Here is a 25,288-nt window from a genome sequence, read left to right as displayed (position 1 = left end):
AAAATCATGAAGATGAAGAGAATTACCTATAAACTCTTTATGACTACATCCCTCATTTTGTTAGCCTTTGCAGCCTTAATTTATGTAACTTTATACTTCTTTCTCCCTAAATTTTATGAGAAATACAAAACAGATCAGCTTCAAACGGGAATCGAAGAAATAATTGATAAATCTAAAGATCTTACGCTTCAAAATGCAACACCACTTGTTGATGAATACGCACAAAAAAATAATGCAATGATATATCTTCAAGATAATGAGGGAAGGCTTATTTATTATCCTTTTCTTCGAAGTACTATTCAAGGGAGTACTATTCAAGAGGGTACTGTTCGGGAGCGGACTATTCAGGGGGGGACTCCAGCAAAAGGTTTTGTTACAACAGTACCAATAAAGGGTTTGGCTCAATCTCGTAATTCATATGAGGCTACTAAGCCAATACAATTCCAAGATGTTAACTTAACGCTTGTGGTGTTCGCAACATTTCAACCAATCGATGAAGCTTCACAGGTCTTGGTACGTTTTCTACCCTATATTAGTATCATTGTACTGGTTATTGGTTTAGGAAGTGCTTATCTCTATTCAAGGTTTATTACTAAACCACTTATTTATATTAATAAAGGTGCACAAAAGATGGCAAACTTGGATTTCTCTGAAAAAATTGAGGTTCGTTCTATGGATGAATTAGGGGAATTGTCCAATAGCTTGAATGATATGTCCATCAATTTACAACAGGCAATTTTTGATTTACAAAAAGCGAATCAGCAATTAAAAAGTGATATTGAAAAAGAAAGAGAAATAGAAACAAAGCGAAGGGAATTCTTTGCTATTGTAGCACATGAATTAAAAACTCCTCTTACTGTTATGAAAGGATACTTAGAAGGGATGATATATAATATCGGCCCTTATCAAAATCGTGACCAATATTTAAAGAAAAATTTCCAAATAATTGAAAGTCTAGAACAACTGGTTCGCGAAATTTTAAGCATGTCAAGATTAGAACAACATACCTTTAAACTTCAAGTGGAAGAAGTAAATCTTTCGAAATCAATAGATACAATCACAAAAAAACTCGAATTTTTTGCTTCTCAAAAAGGCATTCAAATAATAAAAGAAGTCGATTCTGACATTTTTGTTTATACGGATTATGTTCTTTTAGAAAAAGCTTGTAAAAACATCATTCATAATGCGATTATGTATTCACCGTATAACGAAAAAGTCTATATAAAGTTAACAAAGGATTCTAAACAAAACAACATCCAAATACGAGTTATCAATACAGGTGTCAAAATAAAAGAAGAAGAAATACAACATATTTTTAAACCATTTTATCGAATCGAAAAGTCAAGAAATCGAAATACGGGAGGGAGTGGCTTAGGGTTATATATTGTAAAACAAATTTTAGAATCCCTTTTTATCACGTATTCTATGAGTAATACAAAACAAGGCGTACAATTTTTGATTACCATTCCATTATCCATAAAGTAAATAACAAAAGAGTCTCAATCTTATTTAACCTTATTGAAATAAGATTGAAATTTTTTATATAGGATACCGTTACATCGATAAAAAGACGTTATTTTTTCCAATGATTTCTCAGAAAGAATAACGTCTTTTTTTATTTTAGGGGATATTTTGTATTGTTAGCCTGATAGCTATATTTCGTGATCCCTATTATAGGAATCCTGCATCAGAACATAACAAAAATATAAACAAAAAATAATTATTTAAAATATAAGTTACATTCTAATATTTTATTGTTGATGACAGTATCATTTTACAGCTTATTTAGAAGGGGCATGTACATTTCGAAGAAGTTCTTCAATAAGTTTTGTTTTTTCATTTACCTTTGTGGCATATGTGAAATCACCATAACAATATGGATACCTAAAATTATTTTTATTTCCACCACAAGTGTATAACGCTGGATTTTGATCAACTTTCATCTTAGAAAACTTTTTAGCCGAATCTTCCGAGTGTTGTTTAACTTCTTGACTGGCAATAAAATCAATATACCCTGGTCCCATATTATAGCTTTGAATAATTGTCTCCATGCTAACATCTTTTTCTTTTCCATATTTGTACATTTTAGCAAAGTGTTTTACCCCTTGTTCAATGCTCAAGCTTGTCTCTTGAATTTCATTTGGCTTTAACCCCAGTGATTCAGAAGACTGCATTGGGTCGTTTCCCTCACCTCTACTCTCTTGGTACATAATTCCTAATAAAACTGCTGTTTTCTCTCCTAAATTATATTTTTCTAATTCTTTTTTCAAGGTGAGCTCATATTGCAAAACACGTTTTTCGGTTGCGAGCGCTTTATTTTGTTGAATATTGGTTTTATGATTAAGATATAGTATTCCAAGCATTGTTCCTAAACCTAAAATACTAATAAAGAATAATATAATAATTCGTATTTTACTCGTATTCTTCATATATTCCTCCTCGTATAAGAAATTCTATTTTTGAAAGATAATTGGTTATTCACAAAATATGTAATGAACATCTATCTCTCGCCCCTTTTTAGACTCAAACATCAATACCTTAAGGTTAAAGTTTAATATAAAAATTTAAAGATAAGGTAAAGATAAGATAAAGATAAGATAAAGGGCATTTTTTATGCGTACATTAGTAAGGTATTGGTACACACGGATATGTGGGAGAACTTGTTGATATGAATGGGTTTAGTGATAATTGAGATATTATCGTACAAGTTATTAATTTTGGAGGTATCATTCCAGAAGAAAATTTATCCTATCTTTTTAATATACTTTATATAGAAAACTAAAAGATAAAATATAATAAAAAACGGCTAACCCTCCACGTAAGAGAATCGGCCGTCACAAATAACTAATTATTTCATACTTGAGATATTATCACCCTTAGCGCTATACAATGAGATATTGGCTTAACCATTGAAAATTATTTAAAGGTTTACTTTTTTCATTTTTTTACTATTTCATAACTTGCTTCAAATTTACTCTTCCGCATTTATTGCCGTCTAACAATCATCATCACACATGACTTAATACATTATTGAAAAGAAACAGTTCTACACTATGCAGGCTTTCTTTATGATTTTACCGTTAAATTATTCATAAAACTCTCTATAGAATTCGCCTGGAATACACGAAAATAAGAAGATTGAACGTCGTAATGTTTGTCAGTAATGATAAGGATTGAAGGAAAGAATTTAGAAGTTTTCGGTTGCCAAGATTCATTATGCCATTCTTGGCTATGGAAGTATAACTCATATCTATTTATCTTATCTTGCATTATCTTTTTACTGTACACTGACTTTTGAACTTCAATAAAGAATGGCGATCTACGCCATATTGTAAAAGCATCCGGTTCCATATATTCTTTCCCATACTTTGGTTCAACTTCGAATAGCTTAGGGTTTTCATAATGAACGAGTTGTTTGTATACGTCCACAATACCAAGGAAATGAGGAATTTTTTGACTCGTTTTTTTGATAGAACTGGGTTGTGGAAAATAAATGTATGGGTGCTGTAATACGTTAGCATCAACATGCCCATCTCTTCTTAATCGTTTCATAACTGTATTACAACAAGTTATTGCATTCTTTAATCCTTGAAAATGTAAATAAATAATATCGTCACGAGACATACACCTAAATCGTTTCAAGTCATTCAAAATCCCTATATCTCTACTCTTCATCATCTAACACTCCAAATAAAGGCATTTCTTTTTGCAGAGGTTTTTTAGACATTATCTCCTCTTTAGCAATACGATATGGCTCAACAATTTGTTTCGCTTTACATAGTGACAAGTAAGGTGCTTGCACTTTCTTTAATCCATTTCGTTTAAAAATCATTTGGCCAGATTGCTCTAAATACTCTGAACCAGGAGTACCCATGATATTACTATTAATCACACTATCACATTTAAAGCCAATTCTTACAGTCATATTAAGTTTTAACTTACCATCTAACACCTTGGCATCTGGCCGCTGCATACTAAGCATAAGAAAGACTCCAAGCGATCGCCCGACTGCTGAAATCTTTTCAATTGTAGCCATACACTCTTTTTCATCTTTAAGCATAGCTACCTCATCGATAGCAAGTAGAATATATGGTTTTTGATAATTAGGATTTATTTTGTTGTACGCATCAATATGATCCACTTCATATTCTTCCATAAGTGTTCTTCGTTCTCTGATTTCCTTCCATAACTTTTGAAGCATTATTTTCATTTCGATTTCTTCCATACAAACTTCTTTTACATGCTTCACTCTACGCAAAAAATGAAATTCAGAGTTTTTTAAGTCACCAAGATATAAATGCAACTTTTCAGGAGACATATATTGAATAAGTGTGGATAATATAACACGTACCATACTACTTTTCCCGCTTCCCGTTTCCCCTGCAATTAATAAGTGCGGTGAATTGGAGTCAATCATATCGTACGCAATCATCTTTCCGAATTGGTCCCTACCGACAACAACAGGTAAACGGTACTCTTTTAATAGTGGCTTCCATTCTTTATAACAATAATTGTACGATTTTAGTCCAGCATTTGAACGAAATACATGTAGGACAAATTTTTTTACATCACCTTCAATCGTAATATTTCGTCCTAATATTTGCTGGAAACAAAACCACTTCTTTTCAATCTTTTGTGGATCTAATCCGTTTGGTATGGTAAACACATATCTCACACTTTCTGCTGAAGAAGAAACAGTATGTACCTTTGGATAAATAGGTACTTTCCCCCCGCGTGTTTGATGTTCCGTATATAGACCTGCTTTTCCAAATACCTCTATAAGTTGATTCCTTAACCTTTGTGTAAGAAGCCACTTCTTAATCAGTTTCATATACTCCCCCCTAAAACATGATTACGATGCGAATAAATACATATCCAACCAAACAAACTCCACCAATTCGCATGCCGTAATAAATTCCTTCGCTTACAAATTTGGCTGCGGATATATAGTCATGTCGTACCAAATATTTTTCTAACATGACCGCCCCAATTAAAACCGTTCCCATTACTCCTAATGCAATGTAAGTATGGAGTACCTGATCGGACATATGAAGGAATGCGAAAGGACTTAAAGAATTGTATTTACGTATTTTCTTTTCTTTATCTTCATACGACTGATCCATAAACTCACGAAAAGAAATTGTTTTCTTCCTACCACGCATTTATATTCCCCCTTTATAAACAGAATTTAGAAGATAGATATTACATAGCCTCATCTACTTAATACTATGGTAGTTTTACTTTGGTAGAAATCTTGATAAATACTTTGGCAATCATTCACACCTTACTTTGGTAACCTCGTAATCTTCTACATTTATAAATACCGTGTTAGCTACTTTGATACATCATATTGTAGACAGCTTGTACATTATGTAAAAAACTTTTTTCGTCTATGCGAATAGTTTTTTACATTTATGTCCACAATGTTGAAAATAGGTTCAGGAGGGATTTAAGTGTTTTGGAAATTCGGAGGTAAAAACCGAACGAAATTAGGTGATTTTTTAGATCGGAATGGCTTCACCCAAACTGATTTAGAAAAGACAGCAAAATTAAGCCGTCCTACAGTTTCAAAAGCCTGCAATGATAAAGAATACATACCTAGTCCAACTGTAATGAAAAAGATTTTAAAAGTTATCAGACAAATAAAACCCAATGTTAAATCCACCGACTTTTGGGATATGTAAAAGCCTTATAACAGAATTCACATTCGCATACACCGAGAATACACGTCTTTTTTAGGGGGTATACCGGTGTATGATTAGTCAATTTTTCCAAGTCGAATTGTATTATGTTTAGATCTTCTTAGCCTTGATGCAATCGTGTCCTGCATCAAGATGTGCTTAGACCTCTACATACTAAATTAGCTGTAATAGGAGATGCGAGTAGAAGTGACTCCATTGTTTTTGCTACAATTGTTGGTTTGGAATAAAGTTTGATCAGAAATATCCCCCAAACCCGTATTTTAAGTTAAACGATAAGAACCCGTTTTGAAAAAAAGATTGATCAAAACGGGTTAAGCCTTTGTAAAATACTATGCAATTTTTATAATAAAGTTTGATCATTTACTACCGATGCTCTTAAACAATCGCGCCCGTTTGCGGTATTTTTATATTGTTACCCTTTTGCCCTTTTTGGCCAAATAAAATTGCTTATGGCAATCAGAAAATCAATACCTAACACAAGTGTCCATAATTTTAGAAACCCAGCCAACACTTCTGTTCGGGAAAAATCGTTAATTAAATAGATTAGGACCAATAAAATTCCAGCACCTATTAGAAAGGCAAGCACATGTTGTCCCCAACTTTTAAAGTAGTGTTTCGCATAATCGATGCCAAATCTTTTAACTGGTTTCGATCCTTGTTTCATCACATAATATTGAAAGCGTAAATCAGCCCATTCAATCATACTTCTACCGTATGCGATAGAGATTCCAATATACACAGCAGCAATTGCATGCACTTTGGTAGCAGTCGCACCACGATACAAGTCTACACCCGTAGCAACCAATAAAATTAAATCAATGACAGGTGTCAAGGCTAGGAAAAGCAATCCTAATTTACTTCTTTTAAGGATATATCGTGTGAATAAACCTAAAGTGATAACAACCCAAAACCCTATTTCACATACAACGATTAACCACGCAATTACATTCACCCCAGCACCCCTGCTCCCCAATAGTTAATTTTGAATATAGTTCACTATCTAAAGTGATAAAAGAACGATTTAAAAGTATGTATTAAGTGGCATTGGATACTTCACCTACTTACAACAAACTTCTATTATCCCATAATTGTTAGCAGAACCATAATTCCATTAGTTAGACCATGAATGATAACTGGCGGCCAAATTGAATTGGTTCGTTCATACGCCCATGCAAAGACTATACCACTTAAGAAGTTTACAGGCATCGCATTATAAGTTGGAATGTGGATAATTGTAAAGATTAATGAGCTTAGAAAAATAGCCCACATCATACCAAAACGTGTACGTAGCCATCGATATAAAAAACCACGATAAAATATTTCTTCATATATTGGTGAAATGACCGCCGCAGAAATAAAAGCAATAAGAACAGTAAAGAAATTTACGCTTTGCTGTATCGCCTCAGTTTTGCTGTTCTCATAAGAATTTCCAATAAAGCTAGTAAGCACCATCACTATTACATCACCAGCCATTAATATAATAGTTAGTAAGACAATAAATTTCCAATCCTTTATAGAGAATGACCTGATTCCTACTTCACTCCAAGAAAGTTTCTTTGGACGAAGGATCATGAAATACACACCTGAAACTAAAACAATCGCTATTGTTAATCCTATTAAAGTTCCTGAATATAATTCATTATCACACCACTGAGAATAAATAGGCTTTACTAAGAATTTTATGCATCCTATAACAAATACAAATTCGAGTATCATCATTAATAGAAATTCTTTTAATCCCCAAGGGTCTTGGTCCTCCCAATTCATGTCTAATTTCTTCATTCATCACTCCTCTTTCTTTATATGATATAACCTAACTATAATAGGTGACGTAACGTCACTTACAACCTTCATTTTCAGGGCAAATTAAATAAATCGATGGATTACAGAAGGATATGCATCCAAACAACTTAATTTTACTCCGGCAATAAAAATACCCCTTTAGATATGATTACCTGAAGGGGTAAAGCATCGCGACTTTGTTCAAAACATCGCATCTTTATTATAAACATCGCGACTGTATTTCAAATCTACAACAATATCAATTAATATCTTCTCACCTTTACTTACTTTGTATATTTAAAACGCTTAATCACGATCTGGGCTTCGTTGACTATCCATACCCACCACCTTCTACATAAATAGGAAGTAGTTTGTCTAACTCCTCCATATGGTAATTCTCATTGTAAATCTTTTTATTTAAATGTATAATTATATAAAAAGTTCTAAATATTTGAATTGAGGTGAAAATCATGAGAAGTTTTAGTTCATTATTGATCTCTACTATCTGTTCAATCATCCTTTTAGTTTGGAGTTCCCTTTCTTTCTATACTGGATTCACAACAGGACATACATACTACTGGGTTAACGGTATCATAGCCTTGATTTTCCTTCTATTCTTTGTCTTAGATATGCGAGATATCATCAAGAAAAACTACAGAACATCAGGACAATAGGAGTTGATACATGTGTGGAAAAAAATTAAGAATTATAGATTAAGCTTAAAAGATTTAAAGTTCATGTTATGGTTATTCGGTATTACATGTTTTGTATACGGCTACAATTTCATTACAGGATTAGCTTTTGACCATAAATTCCAAGTCTATGATTTAGGTGGTGCTATAGCTACATTCGCCGCATTTATGGATACTAAAAATAGGATTCAAAATAAAAATTATAAGACAGCTTAAAAAGGGATCTATCGGGATTCCTTTTTTCTATGCAAAATAAAAAAGCATCCTATTTTGATGCTCTCTGCGCATAATTTTTCTATAAAATACTGATTCCCATTGTCATAAGGCTACCTAATACAATACATACTAACCCTACTAATATTAAAAACTCTGGTAACTCAAAGTGTCCGAATATCATAGTTAGAATTAAACCTATAGGAAATACCAGGACTTCTATCCAACTTATCCCTTCATTTTTCCTTGCTATATAGGACGTAGTTATACCGATAATTAAAATTCCTAATACAATTAAAATTAATCCTAGTGTAATTCATCCACCATCTTTTTTCATTCATATTACCATAAATAAACAGTCATTATCATTACTTCTTTATAAAATAAAAAAGTAGCGGATTCGCTACTTTTAATTAACAATGATACAGTTGACCACGAATTTCGCCATTAGGATGTTGTACTGTATGAACATTAATATAAATGTTTCCAGCGATGATTTCATTTACAAGAGCATCTAATGTTTGACCAGCCAACGGCCCAACCAAATCCTCTTGAGTGATTATTCCTGTAAAAGTTGCACATTCTATTGAAACTGGATTTGTTATAGGTCCAAATAAAAAAGCTACAACAGGACCGTTTGTTCCTTTTGCTCCTAGATGCAGATGGGCAACTACTACATTCTCTATATCAAATAACTCCAACTTAAATTTTAAACTAAGCTCGTCCCGGCTCAATTTAAAGAAAGCTTGTCCTCGAGCATCTGTTTCTACTGGTGGAACTTCATTTCGGCCACGTAACTTTGCGAAGAACATATTTATCACTCCTATGCTTTTTATATACTCCTAATATATTCATGTCCTTCTTAACTGGTGACAAAATAAAAAAGCAGCAGATTCGCTACTTTAAAGTAAATGATTTAATCTTGAATTTCCTGTATACTTTTTACCAGATATTGAATACATAATATCTTGGTATTTAATCAACCTCTTATGATCACGTGGTATATGAAAACTCTTTCGATGTTCTTTGAATAAATTTATCATTTTAACCAAGAAGACCCCTTCCTCAAGGAACGCGAAGTGAGTAGGTGGGAGATGAATTGGCTAAAATGATAAATCTATGTTTAATGTGTAATTTCTATATAACAAAGAAAAAAGCACCCGTTGTGGATGCTTTTCTAGTTTCATTTTAAAAATACCTCTTTATCATCCGTAATAATTTGCTGCCTCTCATCATCATTATCAAGTTCTTTTCTTAAGTATTCAAGGGTAATTTCGATTTCTTCCTTATTCTCATAATAAATCCCTTTTGTACTTTTAATTTCTTGGTCTAATTGTTTTTCTTTGTCTTGAAGCGGATTGATTTCTGCTCTTACAAAAAGTTTTTTCCTTTCCCCTTCAAACTTTTCACTCACTTTTTTTAGAATTTCAATTTTTTTCATCAGAGTAAAGGATTCAAGTTCTCTTTCTTTTTCCACTTTTACAATCGCTTTATACTTCTCTATTAAATTTTTTCCCACTTTAATAATTCATCAAAAATATATTTATCCATCTCCTAATCCCCTCCAAATTAATTTATTCGATAAGAGCCATAAATATCCTTTAATTCGAATAAACAAATTAAATATTTGGAATAGAAAGCCTAAATAGTATATGTAAAAATAAATGAAAAATTCACTATTAGTTCAAGGCTGATTACCCTCAATCTTCTCGTTTATACTCCATAGAGTCGGACAATACTTCGGCTGTCGCATAGCCTTCACTGACCAATTGTGTTTACACAACGTGATTATATCCAAGACGTATATCTTTCTTCCGACGCCTTGTTTAAACCAATACACTAGAGGGACTGAAGGGGAATGTTTCCGCTGTATTGGCTCAAACAAAGAGTGGAACTCTTTGCCCTCGTTTTGGTCATTAATAAGAATCGTGAGTAATTACTAATGTACGAGATCACATATACTGTTTTAGATTTTTAGAATGCAAGCGTCACCCAATCATGAGCAACCACCCCCATTCCATCTTCAAGAACCGACATACTAGAAAGAAATAGACTTATATTTATTATCAACCCAGAGGACGCATTCTGGGCTGAACACTAAATACTATAGAAACAGCATGACGAATGCGAGTCATCTCACACCCGCCACACTGGAATATGTCATTGTTATACATTCATTGGTCTCTTCGTCTTAATGCGGGTTCTTACCGCCTTGCCCGCCCTACTATGCGGTATACGTTACCGTGACATTCTCGCATCAGAACGTTTCACTAATAGGTGTACTAATCCTCTTCGATATGTTGTTGTCAAAGAGCTTGTACCTATACTTTACTGCCGATTTCATTTGCATAATTCCCCTTATTTTATCGGTTTTTTGTCGATTTTTTTTATTCCATAAAAAAAGCACCCCAATTTTCATGAGATGCATCTTTCTTATAAAGAATCTTGCTATTAAGTAAAACAAAAAGATAACATTTCCTTAACGATTATATCTTTGATTGAACTAGCTCATAAAATGAATTCACTTTTGATGGGGTAGAAAAATTATCAAATACAATAAAAGCATCACCGGAATCCATTGTTATTTTATTGATAAAAGGGATACTAGACATCTCTAAAACTATATCATTTGTATGACTGAAGTTATTCACCTCAGTGTATGCATATTCCCATTTAAGGCCTTTTCCAAACATATAGTCAGCACAAAACAATAACTTTTTATTTGTAGCAGCTAAAATTCCAGATCTACTAATATAACCAAGATTTATCGCACAATAAAGTGTAGAAATTACTTCTTCATTGCTCTGTAAATATTCTTTTACTGTTTCCAAGTTCGCCTTCACTAGTAATCCTCCATATTTTTAGTATTAAATTATCAATAATTTAATATATTCTATTATATATTAAATTTTAGCGCTAAAGCGGAAGCATTCCAACATACCCCCTTATATTAAAATCATCCCCAATGAAGTAGCAATCATTCGAATTGCATTTTTCTTCTTATAGTAGAAATGATCTTTCTTCATTGAGAGTTCTGTATACATAAAACTATCCTTTAATTTCTCTCCATTCAAATACTTCATCTTGATAATCTCCGCCTCATCATAATCTAAAACGTATTGTAAGGCCTGATTAATTTGTTTGAATTTGATATTGCTAACATGCCTTGTATTCCTTATCTCAGAAAACAGACTAATTACCTCTTGCTGTAGCTCCACTTCATTCTCAAATCGTGCTTTTAAAGCGCGGTATTCCTTTAGAATTTTCGATTGATAAGCTTCTCAAAAGCCATTCCTCTGTTCCCTTGTCCCTTTGTTATTCCTCATTTTCTATTAAAAGGATTATTTTATTAAGTTATTTTTCATTAACCAGAAAAATTGTCCCATGCCTTTTACATCTTTCTCATGCACTGGCATTACATATATCTCTTCATTGATTAACAGCTGCAACTCTACACATTGTTTCTCTGTATTCCACCCGTAAGATGCCATAGGTACCATTTTAGGCTCTCTTTTTCCCTCCAATTCTCTCTACCCCCTGGATAAAACTCAATATTCCGTCAATAATATAGATAGGCTGTTTAACAGCCGGAAATCTCTTATGTGTAACCGTACTGATTGAGACTTCCTTCAAGACTGAGCAGTTAGCTTTTGATGGCTGCTCTTTTATTTTCTGCAATTGGTTACATTTCCCTGATGTTTTTAACGTAATATTAAGTTACGATATAAAAGAATAAAATATATTTGGCTGTTATACCATTACCCTAGGAAACTAGGGTTTTTATTTCTACAAAATAAAAATTTTTATTAAATTGCTTATACTTTATTTCTCAACCACAACGGATGGAATTATAATGAAATGAATGGTAATATATAGACATCTCAATTACGTTAGAGCTTGTTTCCTTGCAAGCTCTTTTTTTATTATAATAGCGTTTTTGTTCAAAATGATGACCTTACCCATTTGGACACATTTACCAGTATTTTTACCAAAAAATTCATGATATGGTTATTTAGTCGAGTACGTCATTACTTGACAATTACCCTTAGAAGCCCCGCAGACAATCGGGGTTTCTTTTATTTAAAAAACGATTTTGTTCACTTTTATAGCTTACTATTCCTCATAGTTGTGTTTTTCTTCTAGGATTTTTATAAAGTTAAAGTGTCCATCTACATAACAATCATTGATATAACCCCAAAAATATATTTCATTAACTTCGCTTAAAGTAAAATTTTTATTTTTTCATTCAACCAAGTTCATAACATATTCTTTTTCTCTAGTAAAATAATGATTAGGTGCCCCATGCGCATTTTATCCACTATAAATAACACCTTTTACGTACTTAACTATTAGAAACTTCATTTCTGCTACTTCTGCAATAGTAATTTTGTTCACTTTTTCGATACATTTATGAAACATTCATATGTTATCTTCAGTACGTTCTATACTTTTTATAAAACCGTGTGAGATATACCAAAACAAGAAGCCCTAGAGCCCTAACTCTAGGGCTTCTTTATTTAAATACGGATTTTATACACTTTTATTATTTTCACAAACTTTCATATTTACCAAATTTAATATATAAATTATTTTTATAATGTCTTTATGAAACATCACGTGTTTCAAATACAACATTTTTTGATGACCTCTTATCTTTCCGTAAGGGGTCTTTTTTTATAACTATTTTGTTTGATTTCCTTACGTAATATCCTTAAATCACTTGAAGCAAAGAGTAAGACTGCAAAGTTAACAGATGAAGAGAAGAAGAAAGCACGTGATATTTTAAAGAAATTATCGGATGATCTTGATAAAACAGAGTAATAAACTTAGTCGGATCATTACAGATATAGTAATTTTAAAAAAAGGGGGGGCTACGGCACTCCTTTTTTATTTCTATTCGACAATATATGACAATATAAAGATGAATAATTTGTTATTATATTTACGGATTTATTTACATTAGGAGGAATGAACAACTATGTTTAAAAGATTAATAGTATTACTTATTGGAGCTCTATTATTATTTGGTTTATCCGCTTGTGACAGCGTTAAATCAATGACAAGTAATGTCACGGTTGGTAAGGTAATTGAAGAATTTAAAGCTGCAGGATTAGAAGCTGACAATCCTAGTGACCTACCAGAAAAAGAATTTGGAAATACTAGAAAAGAAGCAAAGCGCATTCTTGTTCCAGCATTAGGTGAAGATAGTGGTGGTAGAATATTTGAGTTTAAAAACAAAGAAGATCTTGAAAAAGCTAAGAAATACTATGACGATTTAGGTAATGGTAATCAGATGCTATTCTCTCATACTTACGCAAAAGGTAACTTCCTTATACAAATGAATGGTGATATGGAAGATGCCCAATTTAACAAATATAAAGAAGTTATGGACAAAGTAATTAAGTAAGTTAAAGAACCCGCTTTCATTTAAATAAAAACATGTTAGAATTATCTTTGGATGGGAGTTCAATACATATTATTAAAATTAAAGTGGTTCAAGTCGGAGGAAGGCACCTTAGGGTGTCTTTTCTTTATTTTCAAACGGACCTGCTCAATTAATCCTTAAAAACATAAGGTAAAGTGAATCCATTAAAATACATGAGTGACCTTAATTTTCCCCTCCTACTCAAAGGAGAGATTAAAATGGGCTTTGGTGGTAGTTGCGGTAGTTGTGGCGGAGGATTTGCCTTACTAGTTGTTTTATTTATTTTATTAATCATTGTTGGAGCTTCTTGCTTCTGCTAAAAAACTATCGGAAAAGGCACTCTTATATGGGTGTCTTTTCTTTTGGTTATTGTTTTATTTATAAAGTGCTTGAATTCAAAAAAGACATAGAATAGAACCTAATATGATAATCCTAATAAATCAATAATATCAATGATCTTCTTATCTTCTACTCTACAATAAAGCTTTGTACCCTTGCGCTCGATAATTACCATATTACCTTTAGTTAGTTTACGTAAATGTTGTAAAATCATAGGTTCCGAAATATGCGTCGCAGCGTTCAACTGGGAAACTGTCAAAGTCCCACTTACAGTCAATTCACGCACAATTAATAAACGACTTAAACTGCCTAATAATTCTAAGATTTCAGCACCACTTTCATAATTACTGGAATTCATATTGAAATCGCCCAACATACTATTCATCCCCCTAATATTAATACAAATACTAGCTCAAATAGTTTAACATAAAAACAGGAAGTATTCTCCTAATAATTTCTATAAAAATGTAAAAATTTCAGGTTTTTGATGGTTCAAGTCGTGGAAGGCGCCTTAGGGTGTCTTTTCTTTATGAATATGAGATACGGGGAAAAATAGGCCATAGGACAGGAATATAAAGTGATAATAAAGTTATTTAATTTAGATATAAAAAATACAAGAGCTTTGCTACATTGTATTGTATTAAAGCTCTTTAAGGTTGTTTAATTTCTATCCATTTAAAGGTGTGTGCACTCAAAAATCAATAATAAAGTTGTTTAAATCTTGTTCAACTAAAGCACCCATTAGTTCAATAAGAAAAAATTATCTATGATTATTAAAGTGGCCCACCTTCAAAACCAATAGGCCATCCATCCTCTTTAAATTTTACTTTATACTGAAACTCAAAGTGACCATCAAAAATAAAAGCTAAACTAAACCCTGAAAATATATAATCGTCAAAATTAACCATCTTTCCAAAACATATTGTGGATAGATAGTAGTTCTTCATTTCTTGATTAGGGAAGAATTCCTGTAAATATTTTAATGCACGGCTTATATGTAGATGGAGTTCATCGAATATTTTTTCTGCCATTTCGATAATCTCCACATCGGGATTTTCATTATTCCCTTGAATAAAAATCTCCACATCTTCCCATTCTCCGATATTAATACTATAAAACCACCGTTCTTGAATGAGATACTTCTCATTTTCGTATACAGGGGGATTAACTAGGTTTAATTTTTTCACCTCATCTTTAGTTAACGGTTTTTCAAGTATAAGCTTTTTATGCAAAATGTTTTTGATATTAGAGACAATATATTTAGATTTGTTTAATTCTAAAGAGCCCATTTTCCACCTCATAAATTATAAAATAAAGTACATTCCCCTTTAATTATATCAACATCCCTATTCCAGTATCCTGCACCGTTAGTTCAATAAGAATTAAATGTTGGTTTGGATTGAACTACCCCCACTTTCACTTCGTTTAGAAGTGAAAGTGGGGGATTCCTAAGTAAAGAGTTCTATCGAACTCTAATTTATTAGGCTAACCCCGCAGTCCTTGCGGTTAGAAGCCTTATCGCTTCATTCTTTAGATTGATACTTGCGTTAATATCCCTATCATGGTGTGTATGGCAAGAAGGGCAATCCCATTTACGTAGGTTCAGATTTTTAACGTCTTTGTTTTGATATCCACAACAAGAACATAATTGGCTTGAAGCAAATGTTTTCGATACGACAATGACTTGTTTACCGTACCATTTTGCCTTATATTCCCACATAGTTCGAAACTGTGACCATGATACCTCACTAATCGCTTTTGCTAACTTATGATTCTTTAACATATTAGATACTTGCAAATCTTCTATACCGATAACATCGTGGTTTTTGATGATTTCAGTTGAGATTTTGTCCAAGTAATCTTTTCTAGCATTTGCCATGTATTCATGAATTCTAGCTACCTTTACTCGTTGTTTATTCCAGCGAGAAGATCCTTTCATTCTTCTAGAAAGAACACGCTGTGCTTTTACCAACTTCTCTTCTAACAATCGAAAAAACTTCGGATTTTTATAGGTTGTTCCATCTGACAAAATGGCGAAATCTTTTAGTCCTACATCTATTCCAATATAAGAATTTGTTTTCGGAAGTTCTTGCACTTCTGTTCCAACTAACAATGAAACAAAGTATCTACCAGAAGGGTTCCGTCTAACCGTAGCATTTAAAATACGTCCTTTTACTTCACGACTTTTGGCAAATCGAACAAGACCTAGTTTTGGCAATTTTATTTTGTTTCCTATAACGGCAATGTTTTTATTTGTTTGTTTTGTGGTGTAAGATTGTACGTTGTTCTTCTTAGATTTGAAACGCGGGGCATTGTTTTGTTTTTGGAAAAAACGTGTATACGCATCCGCAAGGTTGCGAACAGAAGACTGAATCGCAATACTATCCACTTCTTTTAGCCAAACAAACTCTTTCTTCATGGCAGGAAGTTTGGCAGAGCATGTACCATATGTCAAACCTTTTCCTGTTTCTTTGTATGCATGATCCCATAGAGATAGGAAATGATTAAATACAAAACGAGAACAACCAATCGTTTTATTGATTAGAGTCGCTTGTGCTTTATTTGGATAGATACGAAATTTATATGCTTTATTGATCATCATTCATTTCACCTCCATTTCGATATGTATCTATTATATAACAAACATACATTCGATAGGTAGTGAAGTAACAATTTATGTATGTCGAACAATTAAGATGGCTCCCTGCCATCCCTTGTCCGAAGCCAATTCATCTCCCACCTACTCACTTAGCGTTCCTTGAGGAAGGAGTCTTCTTGGCTAAAATGATAAAGTTATTTAAATCTAGTTCAACTAAAGAACCTGTTAGTTTAAGTATACTTCTTCACAAATTATTGAGATTATTCTTCCTCGCCTAGAAAATTAAAATTCCCATCAATAAGATTATGTAAATACTCATCAAAGCTGTTTGCAATCACTTCATATTCATCAGGGTCGTGTAAAAAACGAATTATTTGACCGCATACACCTTCAGCAGAAGGGTTAAAATCAATATACAGCTTTGATGTTCCACCATTGTTCATACAATCTGAAAAGTGAATATACGTGCCAGGGAGAAGTCCTTCTGGATTTATCTTAGAATCAACAGCTTCCTCGTCATCTTGGTATTCTAAAAGATAGGAGACGTCTTCTCCTTCTTTTGAACTTTCGATCATCTCCTGTGTAGAAAGCAAATAATATGGATACTCTTCAACATCTGAACCTAAAATACATACCGTGACTTCGTTTTCTCCATATTTCCGCCAATATGTACCATCGATATTTTCAAGTAAAGAGATTAATGATTCTGGACAATTTGGATATTTCGTCCTTAATATATCAATATCCCCTTTTGTAGCACCGTATGCTTTATTTAGTGCTTCGAAATTAGCTGTTGATAATGCTGCTTTCAAACCGTTTAAAAATTTGTTTACCAAATCCATTATTTTGTCCTCCCAATAATCCAATATGCATTTTTTTAGTCTATATACCTAACATAAATAAGATTTGACCTTTAACTGTTTTCACATCTAATTTAATTAGTACCATTACGCTCTAGCTCTTCTCGATTAAAGTATTGTTCTAGTAACTCTTTACCTGTTTTGATTGTAGTATAGTACTCTCCACCATACAGTTTCCCTTCTGATGGTTTATGGAAATCTTCGTATTTAGGGAAGTCTTCATTCTCTTCAAATGATTTCTTTGCAACTTCCATGTCTTCTGCTTCTATTTTAGCAAACAATCTACCTATACCGAATACCCCTTCATCATCAATACTTTCTTCTACAAGATAGTGTTCCTCTTCCTCGATAGGTGTCATTTTACTTTTTCTAACAGAATATAGATGACCCGTTTCTTCTTCTCTTACCGTAATAAAAATCCAACCAACTCTTACAACTGTACAAGGTTCTAATCCTAATAGTGTATAGGCAACTACCTTTTGGTCTTTCACATATTTCCCCATTTTATCTACCCCTTGTAGTTTATTTTGTTTAAAATATTTTCAACGTGGTGATACATATCTATACCCATATAAAACAGTAATTCCCTTTACTACAACTGTATTTTTTTCAATATTTTTCACTACCGCCTTTCCTGTTAAACGATTCATATATTGAATATAAATTGCAAATTCTATAGGTTCATTTTTTTGTTTTGCATCTTCAAAATAATATAATTCTTCTTCATAGGCACTTAATTCTAACTCCCAGTCTTCAAAGTTAGTTTTATGTATAGATAGTGTTTCAGATCCAGACAATCTTATTTCATATTTTAAGTCTTTAACAAAGACACGGTCTATGCCATGCGAGTTCCTTTTTCTTCCCATTTTGATCATCCTTTTCGTTCCTATTAATAATTTTTTCTACTTCTATTAAGCTAATTATTGTCTATGAAAATATTGGAATATCCCTATTTTCATCATACAGGATAAAGAACGATTGCACCAATTATTACCATGTGTTTCTAAAGTTTTTTGAAATGGCGTTATTACTTTTAACAGGTTTATTATTCGCGTAACATGTAAAGTGATAATACAGTTATTTAATTTAGATATAAAAAATATAAGAGCCTTGCTACATTGTATTGTAGTAAAGCTCTTTAAGGTTGTTTAATTTCTATCCATTTAAATGTGTTTGCACTCAAAAATCAATAATAAAGTCGTTTAAATCTTGTTAAACTAAAGCACCCGTTAGTTGAATAACTTACCTATACTGTTTCGGATCTTTTTCTCTTCTAATTGGACCATTATGAGCAATACTCCATTCAACAACTCGGTCAGTAATTCTATCATATAAATCGTCTTCAAGATAAGGATTTTCATAATCGAGTAATGTTTTAATATCAAATTTAATTTCTTCTAAAGAATTGCTTTCGAAGGTTTTACTGTCATTTAAAATATCCCAAATGTATTCACAAAAACGCTCAAGGCCCTCATCCCAATTGCCATTCCCATTGTTTTGTGCTTCATATCGAAGCTTTTCTACTGCTCTTATTAGTTCACCTTCGATAGTGTCTGATTGACCATTCTTTGGAACCTGGTTTTTCCAAATGTTTTTAGCTTCTTCAAAGTACTTCATAATAGCCCCCTTGAAAATCTTTTCGCTCTTTTTATAAAACATGTACTTTAATAACAATTTCCTTTTAAAAAATTATAGCATTCCTTATTAAGCAACTTTATTATCTCTTAACAGTACCATGATATTTATTTTTCCATTATTGAAACAGGGTAAGATATTAGCTAGTTCGTATTAAAGCGAGCTTTTTATTTAAAATTTAAAAGAGCTATCATCATGGGAATGATGATAGCCCTTATATTAATCCAAACTAATTTCTTGATTATTTTTTTCTAAATCTCCACCAACTAAAACAAGTTGTAATTGTTCATATATTTCCTGTGTATCAGGTGTACTTTCTGCCTGCTTACGTTCACGTTTAACTGCAGTATCATTTTCCACTAATATTTCTTCTTTAGTTTCTGCGACCATTTCTATGTGCTCGAGTACCGCTACACGTTCTAAACCTTCCATTTCTTCTAAATCCTCTACATCATCTGCATCATCAATTATTTCTGGCGCTTCTGTTTTTATAATATCCTTTTGTTCTTTTTTCAATTCAATTACTGGTTGCTCTTGTACTATGTTCTCTTTTTCAAGTTTAACTTGAGCAACTTCAATTACCTCTAAAGGTTTATTTTTAGCATTTGCTTTCTTATTTGCTCTTGCAATAGCAACTTTCACTTTCATCGCTCTTAATGAAGAGGATATTTTATCTAGTATTCTTCCTAATCCATAGAAACGAATTGCCTCAACTATAACGCCCATTACAATACCAAAAATCCATGAATTTGAAAAATATCCAACTAACCCAAATGTAATAACTCCTGGTAAATATAAGCTAGCATACACTATTAAATTAGGTATAGCTTTTTCTACTGTTAATTTGAAGCTATATTTAATTATTAAATATATAGCACTTAACCCCACTATTAAACCAGCTAGACTTAATAATAAATTTTTAAAAGTTTCACCTATCATTACAATTTCCTCCCTTAATGTTTAATTTTAATTTTTTTATTAAATTCCTCTTTGCTTTTCACTTTTTTTCAAAAATCAAATAAATTCATCGCTAATTGACCTTCTTCAATTTTTCGTTTCTTCATAATTGATTTTTTGTCTCAGATACTATTTCGATATCATTAAATTGTATATATGCTGCTACATCATAGAAATGTTGATAAACATCTGAATCGGATACATTAGTTGTACCAAATGCAACAATCTCATCTACCATAAGTTCATTTTCTTTATATTTAAATCCGTTTATCTGATCTTTAAGTATGCGTTCAACTATTTTCTTCTTATCATGGTTAACTGAAGATAGCATAACTTCATGAATCCCCTTCTTCTTCATCCATGAAATTAAGGAGTTATATACACCTTCTTCAAGAAATTTAGTCTTATTAGTTTTTCTATTAAGTAATTCTCGTGCTTTCGCAGAAGCATGAGTTACCCATTCTTCAGTTGTGCCTTTAATTTTCTTCCCATTTTGTATTTGTTTGATTAATGCTGCCTGAAGATTACCTGAATCTCCTAACATGGCTGATAATCCTTCAGATGATACAGTTCCATTAATCGCCTGACTAGCTCGATTTTTTTCCGCTATTAACTGAGCCATCTTCATTTTGAATTTGTTCTACTTCTGTCTCTTTACTAACTATTTCTTGTCCTTGTACTATATGGAGATCCTCAGCATTACCAATCATCCCATTTACAAAACCACTAGCCATTAATAAAGCTAATTGTCCTGAGTTAAGATTAATAATTGGTTGATTATCCAATAAAATTTCTCTAGGTTTGGTTTGGCCAATAAATTGCTCAAATCCTGAAGAATTAATAATTCCTTCATAATAGTTATCTTTAGAATCCAACTTACTATAAACAATATTTATTGGCTTAAAAGCAGCTGGGACATCCCATTTCAATTTTCCAACAAGAGAACTAATCGTTCTTACGTTTTTTAAGACAAATTCTTCATTATCCATATCTATAAGAAAGTTATAGACTTTTTTGTTAATGAATTTTGAAGTATCGCTACTGCGCTTTCTTGCAATCAGCACACATTGCTTAAAGTCATCGTAATCTTCATCAGAAAATCTAACGACAGCAATTTTTTCAAAATGGGTACTAATAAATCTTGCCACCTTTTTTGCAGCAAACCTATATGACGGAATTACATAACACATAATACCTTCATCCGCTAAGTACCTTGTAGCTCTTTCTAATTCAATAAATTCCTTTCTTTTTGCACCCTCTAAATCATCTGCACCAAGCATTTCAAAATCATAAGGTGGATTTAAATAAATGAGCTAAAATGCATTTCGCTGCACTACCATTGTCTCTATAGCTGCATTACTGCAGTGATCCAATAGTTCCATAGCAACTTTACATCTAGCCTTATCTACCTCAACTCCGTATGTTTGTAGTTGATTTTCATCACTTTCTAAACTCTTAGCTATTTGCTTTAATATTCGCCCTTCGCCACAAGTTGGATCAAAGATATTTATTAAGCCTTTGGGTTTATTAAATAGTTCAACTAGATATCGTCCTTGTTGCTCTGACGTCGCGAAAAATCCACTTCTTAACTTGTTACCAATATTACTCATAATTACATCTCCCTTTAATATTTTTTACTTTTTAATACCACAAAAAAGCGGTCTTCGGATAAAGATATTAAGCACATTAAGCTTAATTCTCAGTCCGAAAGACCGCTAATATTTGTGAATATAAAAATAAAATTAAAAAGTATACTTTTATTTTAACTATAAACCTAAAAAAATTCAATTTGATTAAGTTGTATAAAGACAATAAAGTTATTTTACTTTAATACCTAAAACAAGCATTACCCCATACTAAATTTAGGACGGGGTTAAAATATAGTTATTTAATTTTCGATATAAGATACTTCACTGTACTTAAAAATATAACAATAAAGTCGTTTGGAAATCTAAGGTTTATTCAACAATAGCGCGCGATTCTAGGAAATTTAAAAACGTTTATTTTTCTTTTAACATTGAATACTTTTGATAATTTTTATAGAAGCTGATACCAATGAAAACAAGTATAAAGGCTGGAAGCAACCTCAAAAGGACAAATGGAGTTTCAAATAATAATGCTTTCCAAAACAATGCACCTTTCATACTCGAAAGACCTTCAGTTAAATATAAACCTGAATTCTTGTAAAGCATATGAAAATAAGGCAATAATAGTATACCAATACCAGATGAATAGCCCATCAATCTTTTATAATAATTGCTCTTTGATTGGCGATCCGAGAAGATTTCATTTTGATTATCATCTTCTTTTTGCCAATATCGAGTTCCACTAAGCCAAGGCCCCTTTATATAGTTCCAACCGAAATCTTCATATATCCCTCTGTAATCTTTAGACTTTTTCTTTGACAAATAATCTTGATAATCCAGTCGCATCACATATCTCTTGTCGGTTTTTTCGAAAGTGTATATTCCTAATCCACTAATATTTGTACAACGATAGCCTTTTTGTAATTGCTCATTCAGCCATTGCTCCTCTTTTTCGATATCAAAAAATATCTTAGCTTTCTTCATTCGATTCACTTCCTTCGTACAGGGATAAAATATGTAATAGCCTATTTTGCTCCATTTTCAAAATGGCACTTCCTTCCGCAGTTATCATATAAACTTTTCTCCGACCTGACTCTCCAACAGATTCAATCCAACCATGCTTATTCAAGTTTTCAATCGCACCGTATAATGTACCAGCTGCTAAAATAACAGTTCCGTTACTTATCTTTTCTATCTTCTGCATTACGGCATAGCCATGGAGTGGCTCACGCATAGCTAATAAAATATAATGCATGGTTTCAGACAACGGTAATAATTTATGTTTCATATCCTCACCCTTTATTCAGTTCGACTATATAGTTCAACTTAATAATAACATAATACAGTTCAACTGAATAGTCAACAACATTTTCGAAATTAGTCAAAGGAACTTAAAATAAATAGCTTGATAACATGGAGGAAATCAAGCTAAAAAGTCACTTTCCTTACGTAAGGGAAAGCGACTTTTTATGTAGTCTTATTCAATTAAATGACTCAATTGTTGAATAACATGACCAGCATTTTTTAAATAACTTTATTATGTTTTAAACGAATTTATTGTAAATTAAACAACTTTATTATCTTTGGACACCAAAAGTATCTAAAATAGTTCTTTTAAGACTTTTATAGCTCTTCTTTGACAACCTGCATTTGATTCTCCTCCCTTTAGGGGTGATAAACCTAGATGTGAATTCATTCATCTGCCATTGTAACGATACTCTGTAAAATTAAATTGTGACAATCATTTCCATAGTTTAATATTAATGTAGACGTTCCTTAAATACTTTTATCGGAGGGGTAAAAAAATGAATTATGATGAGTTGTCAGAGAAGGGATTTCCTCGATTTATATGTGAGAGTGTTATAGATAGAGTACCTTTGGACCCGTGGGATATGAAATTTCAATATCTGGATAAACCACGTTTCGATTATACAGGTCAAGTAGTGGTCGATGATAAACGAGAACAGGACATTGATGAGCATGGTAACGTTACATTAAACGAAAATATCGAAGAAGTTCTTGTTATTAGAGGCGACACCTATGACAATAAAGTATTAATCACGAGATGCGGCTGGGAAGGGCGATGTGTCTCATTGATCTTTGTAATGGAAAGTCATTTTCCTAAAGAAGAAAAGTTACATATCTGGGCTCCAACATTCGACGAACTCTTTGATGCTTTTCTTCAAGACCCATACGGACCTGATACTCATGTTGAGATAATGGAAGAAATGATTGAAAAGATTGGTAACGGAGAAAAATTCGATACCTTTGAGTTAGTTGATAAATACGACCCTTGCAAAGATATCGATTATGATGAATGGGTATTTGCACGATACCCCCAAGACTCCATTATTTTTCATCCTGCTGTCTATCATGCTTTGATGAGGCAAATCATGATATCAGAAGATATTGTTTATAATAAACCTTATCATGATGGTCGTAAGCGACCATTAAAGGAATTCAAGGAGAAACTAAATAGAGCTCGTTAAGCAGCCGCCCAATTATAGAGGATATATGCTCATATATTGAACATAATATCCTCTTATTAGTTTAGTCTATTTAAATTATATTGTAGTAAGGCTCTTTAAAGTTGTTTAATTTCTAACCATTTAAATGTGCTTGTAGACAAAAATTAATAATAAGGTTGTTTAAATCTTGTTCAACTAAAGCACCCGTTAGTTCAATAAGAATTAAACTCTCTTAACATATTAAATTCAGCAATTATTGGCATATGATCACTAAACTCAATCCACTCATCATAAGAACCTATTTCAATAGATTGTAATTCGTTAAGGAATATTTCAAAGGCAAATAGATAATCAATATGAAATGACCTCGCTTTTTCTTTTCTAAAATAATGGGTCGCTTTCAACTCTTCACCATGTTCTATCTTAAATAAATGATGATATGCACTCTTAATTCCAAATCCTTCAAGGAATTCAACAACCTCAGAATGTGTCTTAACTCTTTTGACATGATCAAATAACTTATTACTGTTCCAATCACCTACAATAATACATGGTTCTTTTAGCAAAGAAGCATATTTCTCTAACGCTAAGTATATTTGACCTATGTAACTATCATAACGTTTTTCACCCTTTTGTGACCAAACTGCAAACAATATAAACTCCAGCTTACCAACTGAGACTTTATATGGAACAATATAGCGGTATGACTTATCATAAGCTGGATGAGTTTCAATTTGATAATTTGCATCAAAAGTAATTATTCCAATACCCTTGTTTGGATTATCCCCTTCCCATAAAAATTTATGGATACCTTTTTCATCAATAATCTGTCCCCACTTTTCCGGCTTTTCACACTCTGAAATTACTAATATGTTTGCTTTAAGCGGTAATATTTCATCAATTTTCTTTCTAAATGCCATTCCTGCATTCCATGCGACTACTTTCATTTACCCAGCCCCTATATGTAATTAAATTGATAATATACACTCTTTTATAACTTCTATTATTTGTGTACCTCCCAATATTATTG

The 25,288-nt window shown here is 32.3% G+C and carries 29 protein-coding genes and 3 pseudogenes; 8 read left to right on the top strand and 24 right to left on the bottom strand.

What is annotated here, in order from left to right:
* The first annotated feature begins 6 nt into the window (after positions 1-6).
* Positions 7-1,485, top strand: a complete 1,479-nt coding sequence (locus tag F0362_RS28480; RefSeq protein WP_144467402.1) for a sensor histidine kinase — start codon at positions 7-9, stop codon at positions 1,483-1,485.
* 296 nt (positions 1,486-1,781) lie between these two features.
* Here F0362_RS28480 and F0362_RS28475 read toward each other — a convergent pair whose 3' ends face one another.
* From F0362_RS28475 to F0362_RS28460, 4 genes are all read right to left on the bottom strand, one after another.
* Positions 1,782-2,429, bottom strand: coding sequence for a lysozyme family protein (locus F0362_RS28475; protein WP_144467401.1), 648 nt, complete (start codon positions 2,427-2,429; stop codon positions 1,782-1,784).
* A gap of 637 nt (positions 2,430-3,066) precedes the next feature.
* Positions 3,067-3,624 carry a replication-relaxation family protein gene (locus tag F0362_RS28470; RefSeq protein ID WP_033658465.1) on the bottom strand — a complete coding sequence of 186 codons (558 nt, stop codon included), beginning with the start codon at positions 3,622-3,624 and terminating at the stop codon, positions 3,067-3,069.
* 40 nt (positions 3,625-3,664) lie between these two features.
* A complete protein-coding gene (locus F0362_RS28465) occupies positions 3,665-4,831 on the bottom strand; it encodes an FtsK/SpoIIIE domain-containing protein (protein ID WP_149890165.1) in 1,167 nt (388 codons plus the stop codon).
* A 10-nt stretch (positions 4,832-4,841) separates the two neighbouring features.
* On the bottom strand, positions 4,842-5,162 hold the full coding sequence (locus F0362_RS28460; RefSeq protein WP_149890164.1) for a hypothetical protein: 321 nt from the start codon (positions 5,160-5,162) through the stop codon (positions 4,842-4,844).
* Between the two features lie 291 nt (positions 5,163-5,453).
* Here F0362_RS28460 and F0362_RS28455 point away from each other — a divergent pair, with 291 nt between their 5' ends.
* Positions 5,454-5,684, top strand: a complete 231-nt coding sequence (locus F0362_RS28455) for a helix-turn-helix domain-containing protein (protein ID WP_000498615.1) — start codon at positions 5,454-5,456, stop codon at positions 5,682-5,684.
* Positions 5,685-5,765: 81 nt separating this feature from the next.
* Positions 5,766-5,908: pseudogene (locus F0362_RS31115) on the top strand (DNA repair protein); the annotation flags it as partial.
* 206 nt (positions 5,909-6,114) lie between these two features.
* Here the strand turns inward: F0362_RS31115 and F0362_RS28450 are convergent.
* Positions 6,115-6,654, bottom strand: a complete 540-nt coding sequence (locus F0362_RS28450; protein WP_149890163.1) for a hypothetical protein — start codon at positions 6,652-6,654, stop codon at positions 6,115-6,117.
* Between the two features lie 125 nt (positions 6,655-6,779).
* Positions 6,780-7,484, bottom strand: a complete 705-nt coding sequence (locus F0362_RS28445) for a CPBP family intramembrane glutamic endopeptidase (protein ID WP_149890162.1) — start codon at positions 7,482-7,484, stop codon at positions 6,780-6,782.
* Positions 7,485-7,954: 470 nt separating this feature from the next.
* On the opposite strand from F0362_RS28445, the gene F0362_RS31110 reads away from it, so the two are divergent.
* Positions 7,955-8,158 carry a hypothetical protein gene (locus F0362_RS31110; protein ID WP_098138783.1) on the top strand — a complete coding sequence of 68 codons (204 nt, stop codon included), beginning with the start codon at positions 7,955-7,957 and terminating at the stop codon, positions 8,156-8,158.
* A 12-nt stretch (positions 8,159-8,170) separates the two neighbouring features.
* Positions 8,171-8,392, top strand: coding sequence for a hypothetical protein (locus F0362_RS28435; protein ID WP_149890161.1), 222 nt, complete (start codon positions 8,171-8,173; stop codon positions 8,390-8,392).
* A 410-nt stretch (positions 8,393-8,802) separates the two neighbouring features.
* On the opposite strand, the gene F0362_RS28425 is transcribed toward F0362_RS28435, so the two are convergent.
* From F0362_RS28425 to F0362_RS28400, 5 genes and pseudogenes are all read right to left on the bottom strand, one after another.
* Positions 8,803-9,201, bottom strand: a complete 399-nt coding sequence (locus tag F0362_RS28425) for a CHRD domain-containing protein (protein WP_098138789.1) — start codon at positions 9,199-9,201, stop codon at positions 8,803-8,805.
* 371 nt (positions 9,202-9,572) lie between these two features.
* Positions 9,573-9,908, bottom strand: a complete 336-nt coding sequence (locus tag F0362_RS28415; RefSeq protein WP_253265961.1) for a hypothetical protein — start codon at positions 9,906-9,908, stop codon at positions 9,573-9,575.
* 967 nt (positions 9,909-10,875) lie between these two features.
* A complete protein-coding gene (locus F0362_RS28410; protein ID WP_149890159.1) occupies positions 10,876-11,232 on the bottom strand; it encodes a PH domain-containing protein in 357 nt (118 codons plus the stop codon).
* Between the two features lie 102 nt (positions 11,233-11,334).
* A pseudogene (locus F0362_RS31500) lies at positions 11,335-11,655 on the bottom strand (ArpU family transcriptional regulator); the annotation flags it as partial.
* A gap of 75 nt (positions 11,656-11,730) precedes the next feature.
* The gene (locus F0362_RS28400) at positions 11,731-11,913 is read right to left on the bottom strand and encodes a hypothetical protein (RefSeq protein ID WP_149890157.1); all 183 of its coding nucleotides are present in this window, start codon (positions 11,911-11,913) and stop codon (positions 11,731-11,733) included.
* A gap of 1,454 nt (positions 11,914-13,367) precedes the next feature.
* Here F0362_RS28400 and F0362_RS28390 point away from each other — a divergent pair.
* On the top strand, positions 13,368-13,796 hold the full coding sequence (locus F0362_RS28390; protein WP_149890156.1) for a stress protein: 429 nt from the start codon (positions 13,368-13,370) through the stop codon (positions 13,794-13,796).
* Positions 13,797-14,032: 236 nt separating this feature from the next.
* A complete protein-coding gene (locus F0362_RS28385; protein ID WP_079995239.1) occupies positions 14,033-14,134 on the top strand; it encodes a YjcZ family sporulation protein in 102 nt (33 codons plus the stop codon).
* Between the two features lie 98 nt (positions 14,135-14,232).
* Here the strand turns inward: F0362_RS28385 and F0362_RS28380 are convergent, their stop codons facing one another.
* The 12 genes and pseudogenes from F0362_RS28380 to F0362_RS28325 all read right to left on the bottom strand — a co-directional run bounded on the left by F0362_RS28380 (position 14,233) and on the right by F0362_RS28325 (position 23,078).
* Positions 14,233-14,529, bottom strand: coding sequence for an ArsR/SmtB family transcription factor (locus F0362_RS28380; protein ID WP_000900156.1), 297 nt, complete (start codon positions 14,527-14,529; stop codon positions 14,233-14,235).
* A 397-nt stretch (positions 14,530-14,926) separates the two neighbouring features.
* Positions 14,927-15,442 (bottom strand): hypothetical protein, encoded by a 516-nt coding sequence (locus F0362_RS28375; RefSeq protein WP_098804103.1) that lies wholly within the window; start codon positions 15,440-15,442, stop codon positions 14,927-14,929.
* Between the two features lie 191 nt (positions 15,443-15,633).
* The gene (gene tnpB / locus F0362_RS28370; protein ID WP_149890155.1) at positions 15,634-16,755 is read right to left on the bottom strand and encodes an IS200/IS605 family element RNA-guided endonuclease TnpB; all 1,122 of its coding nucleotides are present in this window, start codon (positions 16,753-16,755) and stop codon (positions 15,634-15,636) included.
* Positions 16,756-17,012: 257 nt separating this feature from the next.
* Positions 17,013-17,594 (bottom strand): SMI1/KNR4 family protein, encoded by a 582-nt coding sequence (locus F0362_RS28365; protein ID WP_149890154.1) that lies wholly within the window; start codon positions 17,592-17,594, stop codon positions 17,013-17,015.
* Between the two features lie 92 nt (positions 17,595-17,686).
* The gene (locus tag F0362_RS28360) at positions 17,687-18,115 is read right to left on the bottom strand and encodes a hypothetical protein (protein ID WP_149890153.1); all 429 of its coding nucleotides are present in this window, start codon (positions 18,113-18,115) and stop codon (positions 17,687-17,689) included.
* A gap of 39 nt (positions 18,116-18,154) precedes the next feature.
* A complete protein-coding gene (locus F0362_RS28355; protein ID WP_172624235.1) occupies positions 18,155-18,487 on the bottom strand; it encodes a transposase in 333 nt (110 codons plus the stop codon).
* A 367-nt stretch (positions 18,488-18,854) separates the two neighbouring features.
* Positions 18,855-19,229, bottom strand: coding sequence for a hypothetical protein (locus F0362_RS28350; protein WP_060751059.1), 375 nt, complete (start codon positions 19,227-19,229; stop codon positions 18,855-18,857).
* A 237-nt stretch (positions 19,230-19,466) separates the two neighbouring features.
* A complete protein-coding gene (locus F0362_RS28345) occupies positions 19,467-20,186 on the bottom strand; it encodes a hypothetical protein (RefSeq protein WP_149890151.1) in 720 nt (239 codons plus the stop codon).
* 121 nt (positions 20,187-20,307) lie between these two features.
* Entirely contained in the window at positions 20,308-20,832 is a 525-nt protein-coding gene (locus tag F0362_RS31100; RefSeq protein WP_253265959.1) for a hypothetical protein, read from the bottom strand.
* Positions 20,792-21,814: pseudogene (locus tag F0362_RS28335) on the bottom strand (DUF6094 domain-containing protein). The gene F0362_RS31100 and the pseudogene F0362_RS28335 overlap by 41 nt, the downstream one beginning before the upstream one ends.
* A 390-nt stretch (positions 21,815-22,204) precedes the next feature.
* Positions 22,205-22,774 carry a DUF2812 domain-containing protein gene (locus F0362_RS28330; protein WP_149890150.1) on the bottom strand — a complete coding sequence of 190 codons (570 nt, stop codon included), beginning with the start codon at positions 22,772-22,774 and terminating at the stop codon, positions 22,205-22,207.
* Entirely contained in the window at positions 22,761-23,078 is a 318-nt protein-coding gene (locus tag F0362_RS28325; protein ID WP_000681020.1) for a PadR family transcriptional regulator, read from the bottom strand. Before F0362_RS28325 ends, F0362_RS28330 begins: the two co-directional genes overlap by 14 nt.
* A 517-nt stretch (positions 23,079-23,595) precedes the next feature.
* Between F0362_RS28325 and F0362_RS28320 the strand changes: the two genes are divergently transcribed.
* Positions 23,596-24,279 (top strand): hypothetical protein, encoded by a 684-nt coding sequence (locus F0362_RS28320; protein WP_149890149.1) that lies wholly within the window; start codon positions 23,596-23,598, stop codon positions 24,277-24,279.
* Positions 24,280-24,470: 191 nt separating this feature from the next.
* On the opposite strand, the gene F0362_RS28315 is transcribed toward F0362_RS28320, so the two are convergent.
* The gene (locus F0362_RS28315; protein ID WP_149890148.1) at positions 24,471-25,205 is read right to left on the bottom strand and encodes an exonuclease/endonuclease/phosphatase family protein; all 735 of its coding nucleotides are present in this window, start codon (positions 25,203-25,205) and stop codon (positions 24,471-24,473) included.
* Positions 25,206-25,288 lie beyond the last annotated feature (83 nt).

Source organism: Bacillus sp. BS98, assembly GCF_008432245.1.
Lineage (GTDB): Bacteria > Bacillota > Bacilli > Bacillales > Bacillaceae_G > Bacillus_A > Bacillus_A toyonensis.
This window is presented reverse-complemented; position numbering and strand designations above follow the sequence as displayed.

What these genes read in the sequence shown, in the direction of transcription:
- F0362_RS28480 (WP_144467402.1), top strand. Translation starts at nt 7, where the DNA reads ATGAAGATGAAGAGAATTACCTATAAACTCTTTATGACTACATCCCTC.
- F0362_RS28475 (WP_144467401.1), bottom strand. Translation starts at nt 2,429, where the DNA reads ATGAAGAATACGAGTAAAATACGAATTATTATATTATTCTTTATTAGT.
- F0362_RS28470 (WP_033658465.1), bottom strand. Translation starts at nt 3,624, where the DNA reads ATGTCTCGTGACGATATTATTTATTTACATTTTCAAGGATTAAAGAAT.
- F0362_RS28465 (WP_149890165.1), bottom strand. Translation starts at nt 4,831, where the DNA reads ATGAAACTGATTAAGAAGTGGCTTCTTACACAAAGGTTAAGGAATCAA.
- F0362_RS28460 (WP_149890164.1), bottom strand. Translation starts at nt 5,162, where the DNA reads ATGCGTGGTAGGAAGAAAACAATTTCTTTTCGTGAGTTTATGGATCAG.
- F0362_RS28445 (WP_149890162.1), bottom strand. Translation starts at nt 7,484, where the DNA reads ATGAAGAAATTAGACATGAATTGGGAGGACCAAGACCCTTGGGGATTA.
- F0362_RS31110 (WP_098138783.1), top strand. Translation starts at nt 7,955, where the DNA reads ATGAGAAGTTTTAGTTCATTATTGATCTCTACTATCTGTTCAATCATC.
- F0362_RS28425 (WP_098138789.1), bottom strand. Translation starts at nt 9,201, where the DNA reads ATGTTCTTCGCAAAGTTACGTGGCCGAAATGAAGTTCCACCAGTAGAA.
- F0362_RS28390 (WP_149890156.1), top strand. Translation starts at nt 13,368, where the DNA reads ATGTTTAAAAGATTAATAGTATTACTTATTGGAGCTCTATTATTATTT.
- F0362_RS28385 (WP_079995239.1), top strand. Translation starts at nt 14,033, where the DNA reads ATGGGCTTTGGTGGTAGTTGCGGTAGTTGTGGCGGAGGATTTGCCTTA.
- F0362_RS28380 (WP_000900156.1), bottom strand. Translation starts at nt 14,529, where the DNA reads ATGTTGGGCGATTTCAATATGAATTCCAGTAATTATGAAAGTGGTGCT.
- F0362_RS28375 (WP_098804103.1), bottom strand. Translation starts at nt 15,442, where the DNA reads ATGGGCTCTTTAGAATTAAACAAATCTAAATATATTGTCTCTAATATC.
- tnpB (WP_149890155.1), bottom strand. Translation starts at nt 16,755, where the DNA reads ATGATGATCAATAAAGCATATAAATTTCGTATCTATCCAAATAAAGCA.
- F0362_RS28365 (WP_149890154.1), bottom strand. Translation starts at nt 17,594, where the DNA reads ATGGATTTGGTAAACAAATTTTTAAACGGTTTGAAAGCAGCATTATCA.
- F0362_RS28360 (WP_149890153.1), bottom strand. Translation starts at nt 18,115, where the DNA reads ATGGGGAAATATGTGAAAGACCAAAAGGTAGTTGCCTATACACTATTA.
- F0362_RS28355 (WP_172624235.1), bottom strand. Translation starts at nt 18,487, where the DNA reads ATGATCAAAATGGGAAGAAAAAGGAACTCGCATGGCATAGACCGTGTC.
- F0362_RS28350 (WP_060751059.1), bottom strand. Translation starts at nt 19,229, where the DNA reads ATGAAGTACTTTGAAGAAGCTAAAAACATTTGGAAAAACCAGGTTCCA.
- F0362_RS28345 (WP_149890151.1), bottom strand. Translation starts at nt 20,186, where the DNA reads ATGATAGGTGAAACTTTTAAAAATTTATTATTAAGTCTAGCTGGTTTA.
- F0362_RS31100 (WP_253265959.1), bottom strand. Translation starts at nt 20,832, where the DNA reads ATGAAGATGGCTCAGTTAATAGCGGAAAAAAATCGAGCTAGTCAGGCG.
- F0362_RS28330 (WP_149890150.1), bottom strand. Translation starts at nt 22,774, where the DNA reads ATGAAGAAAGCTAAGATATTTTTTGATATCGAAAAAGAGGAGCAATGG.
- F0362_RS28325 (WP_000681020.1), bottom strand. Translation starts at nt 23,078, where the DNA reads ATGAAACATAAATTATTACCGTTGTCTGAAACCATGCATTATATTTTA.
- F0362_RS28320 (WP_149890149.1), top strand. Translation starts at nt 23,596, where the DNA reads ATGAATTATGATGAGTTGTCAGAGAAGGGATTTCCTCGATTTATATGT.
- F0362_RS28315 (WP_149890148.1), bottom strand. Translation starts at nt 25,205, where the DNA reads ATGAAAGTAGTCGCATGGAATGCAGGAATGGCATTTAGAAAGAAAATT.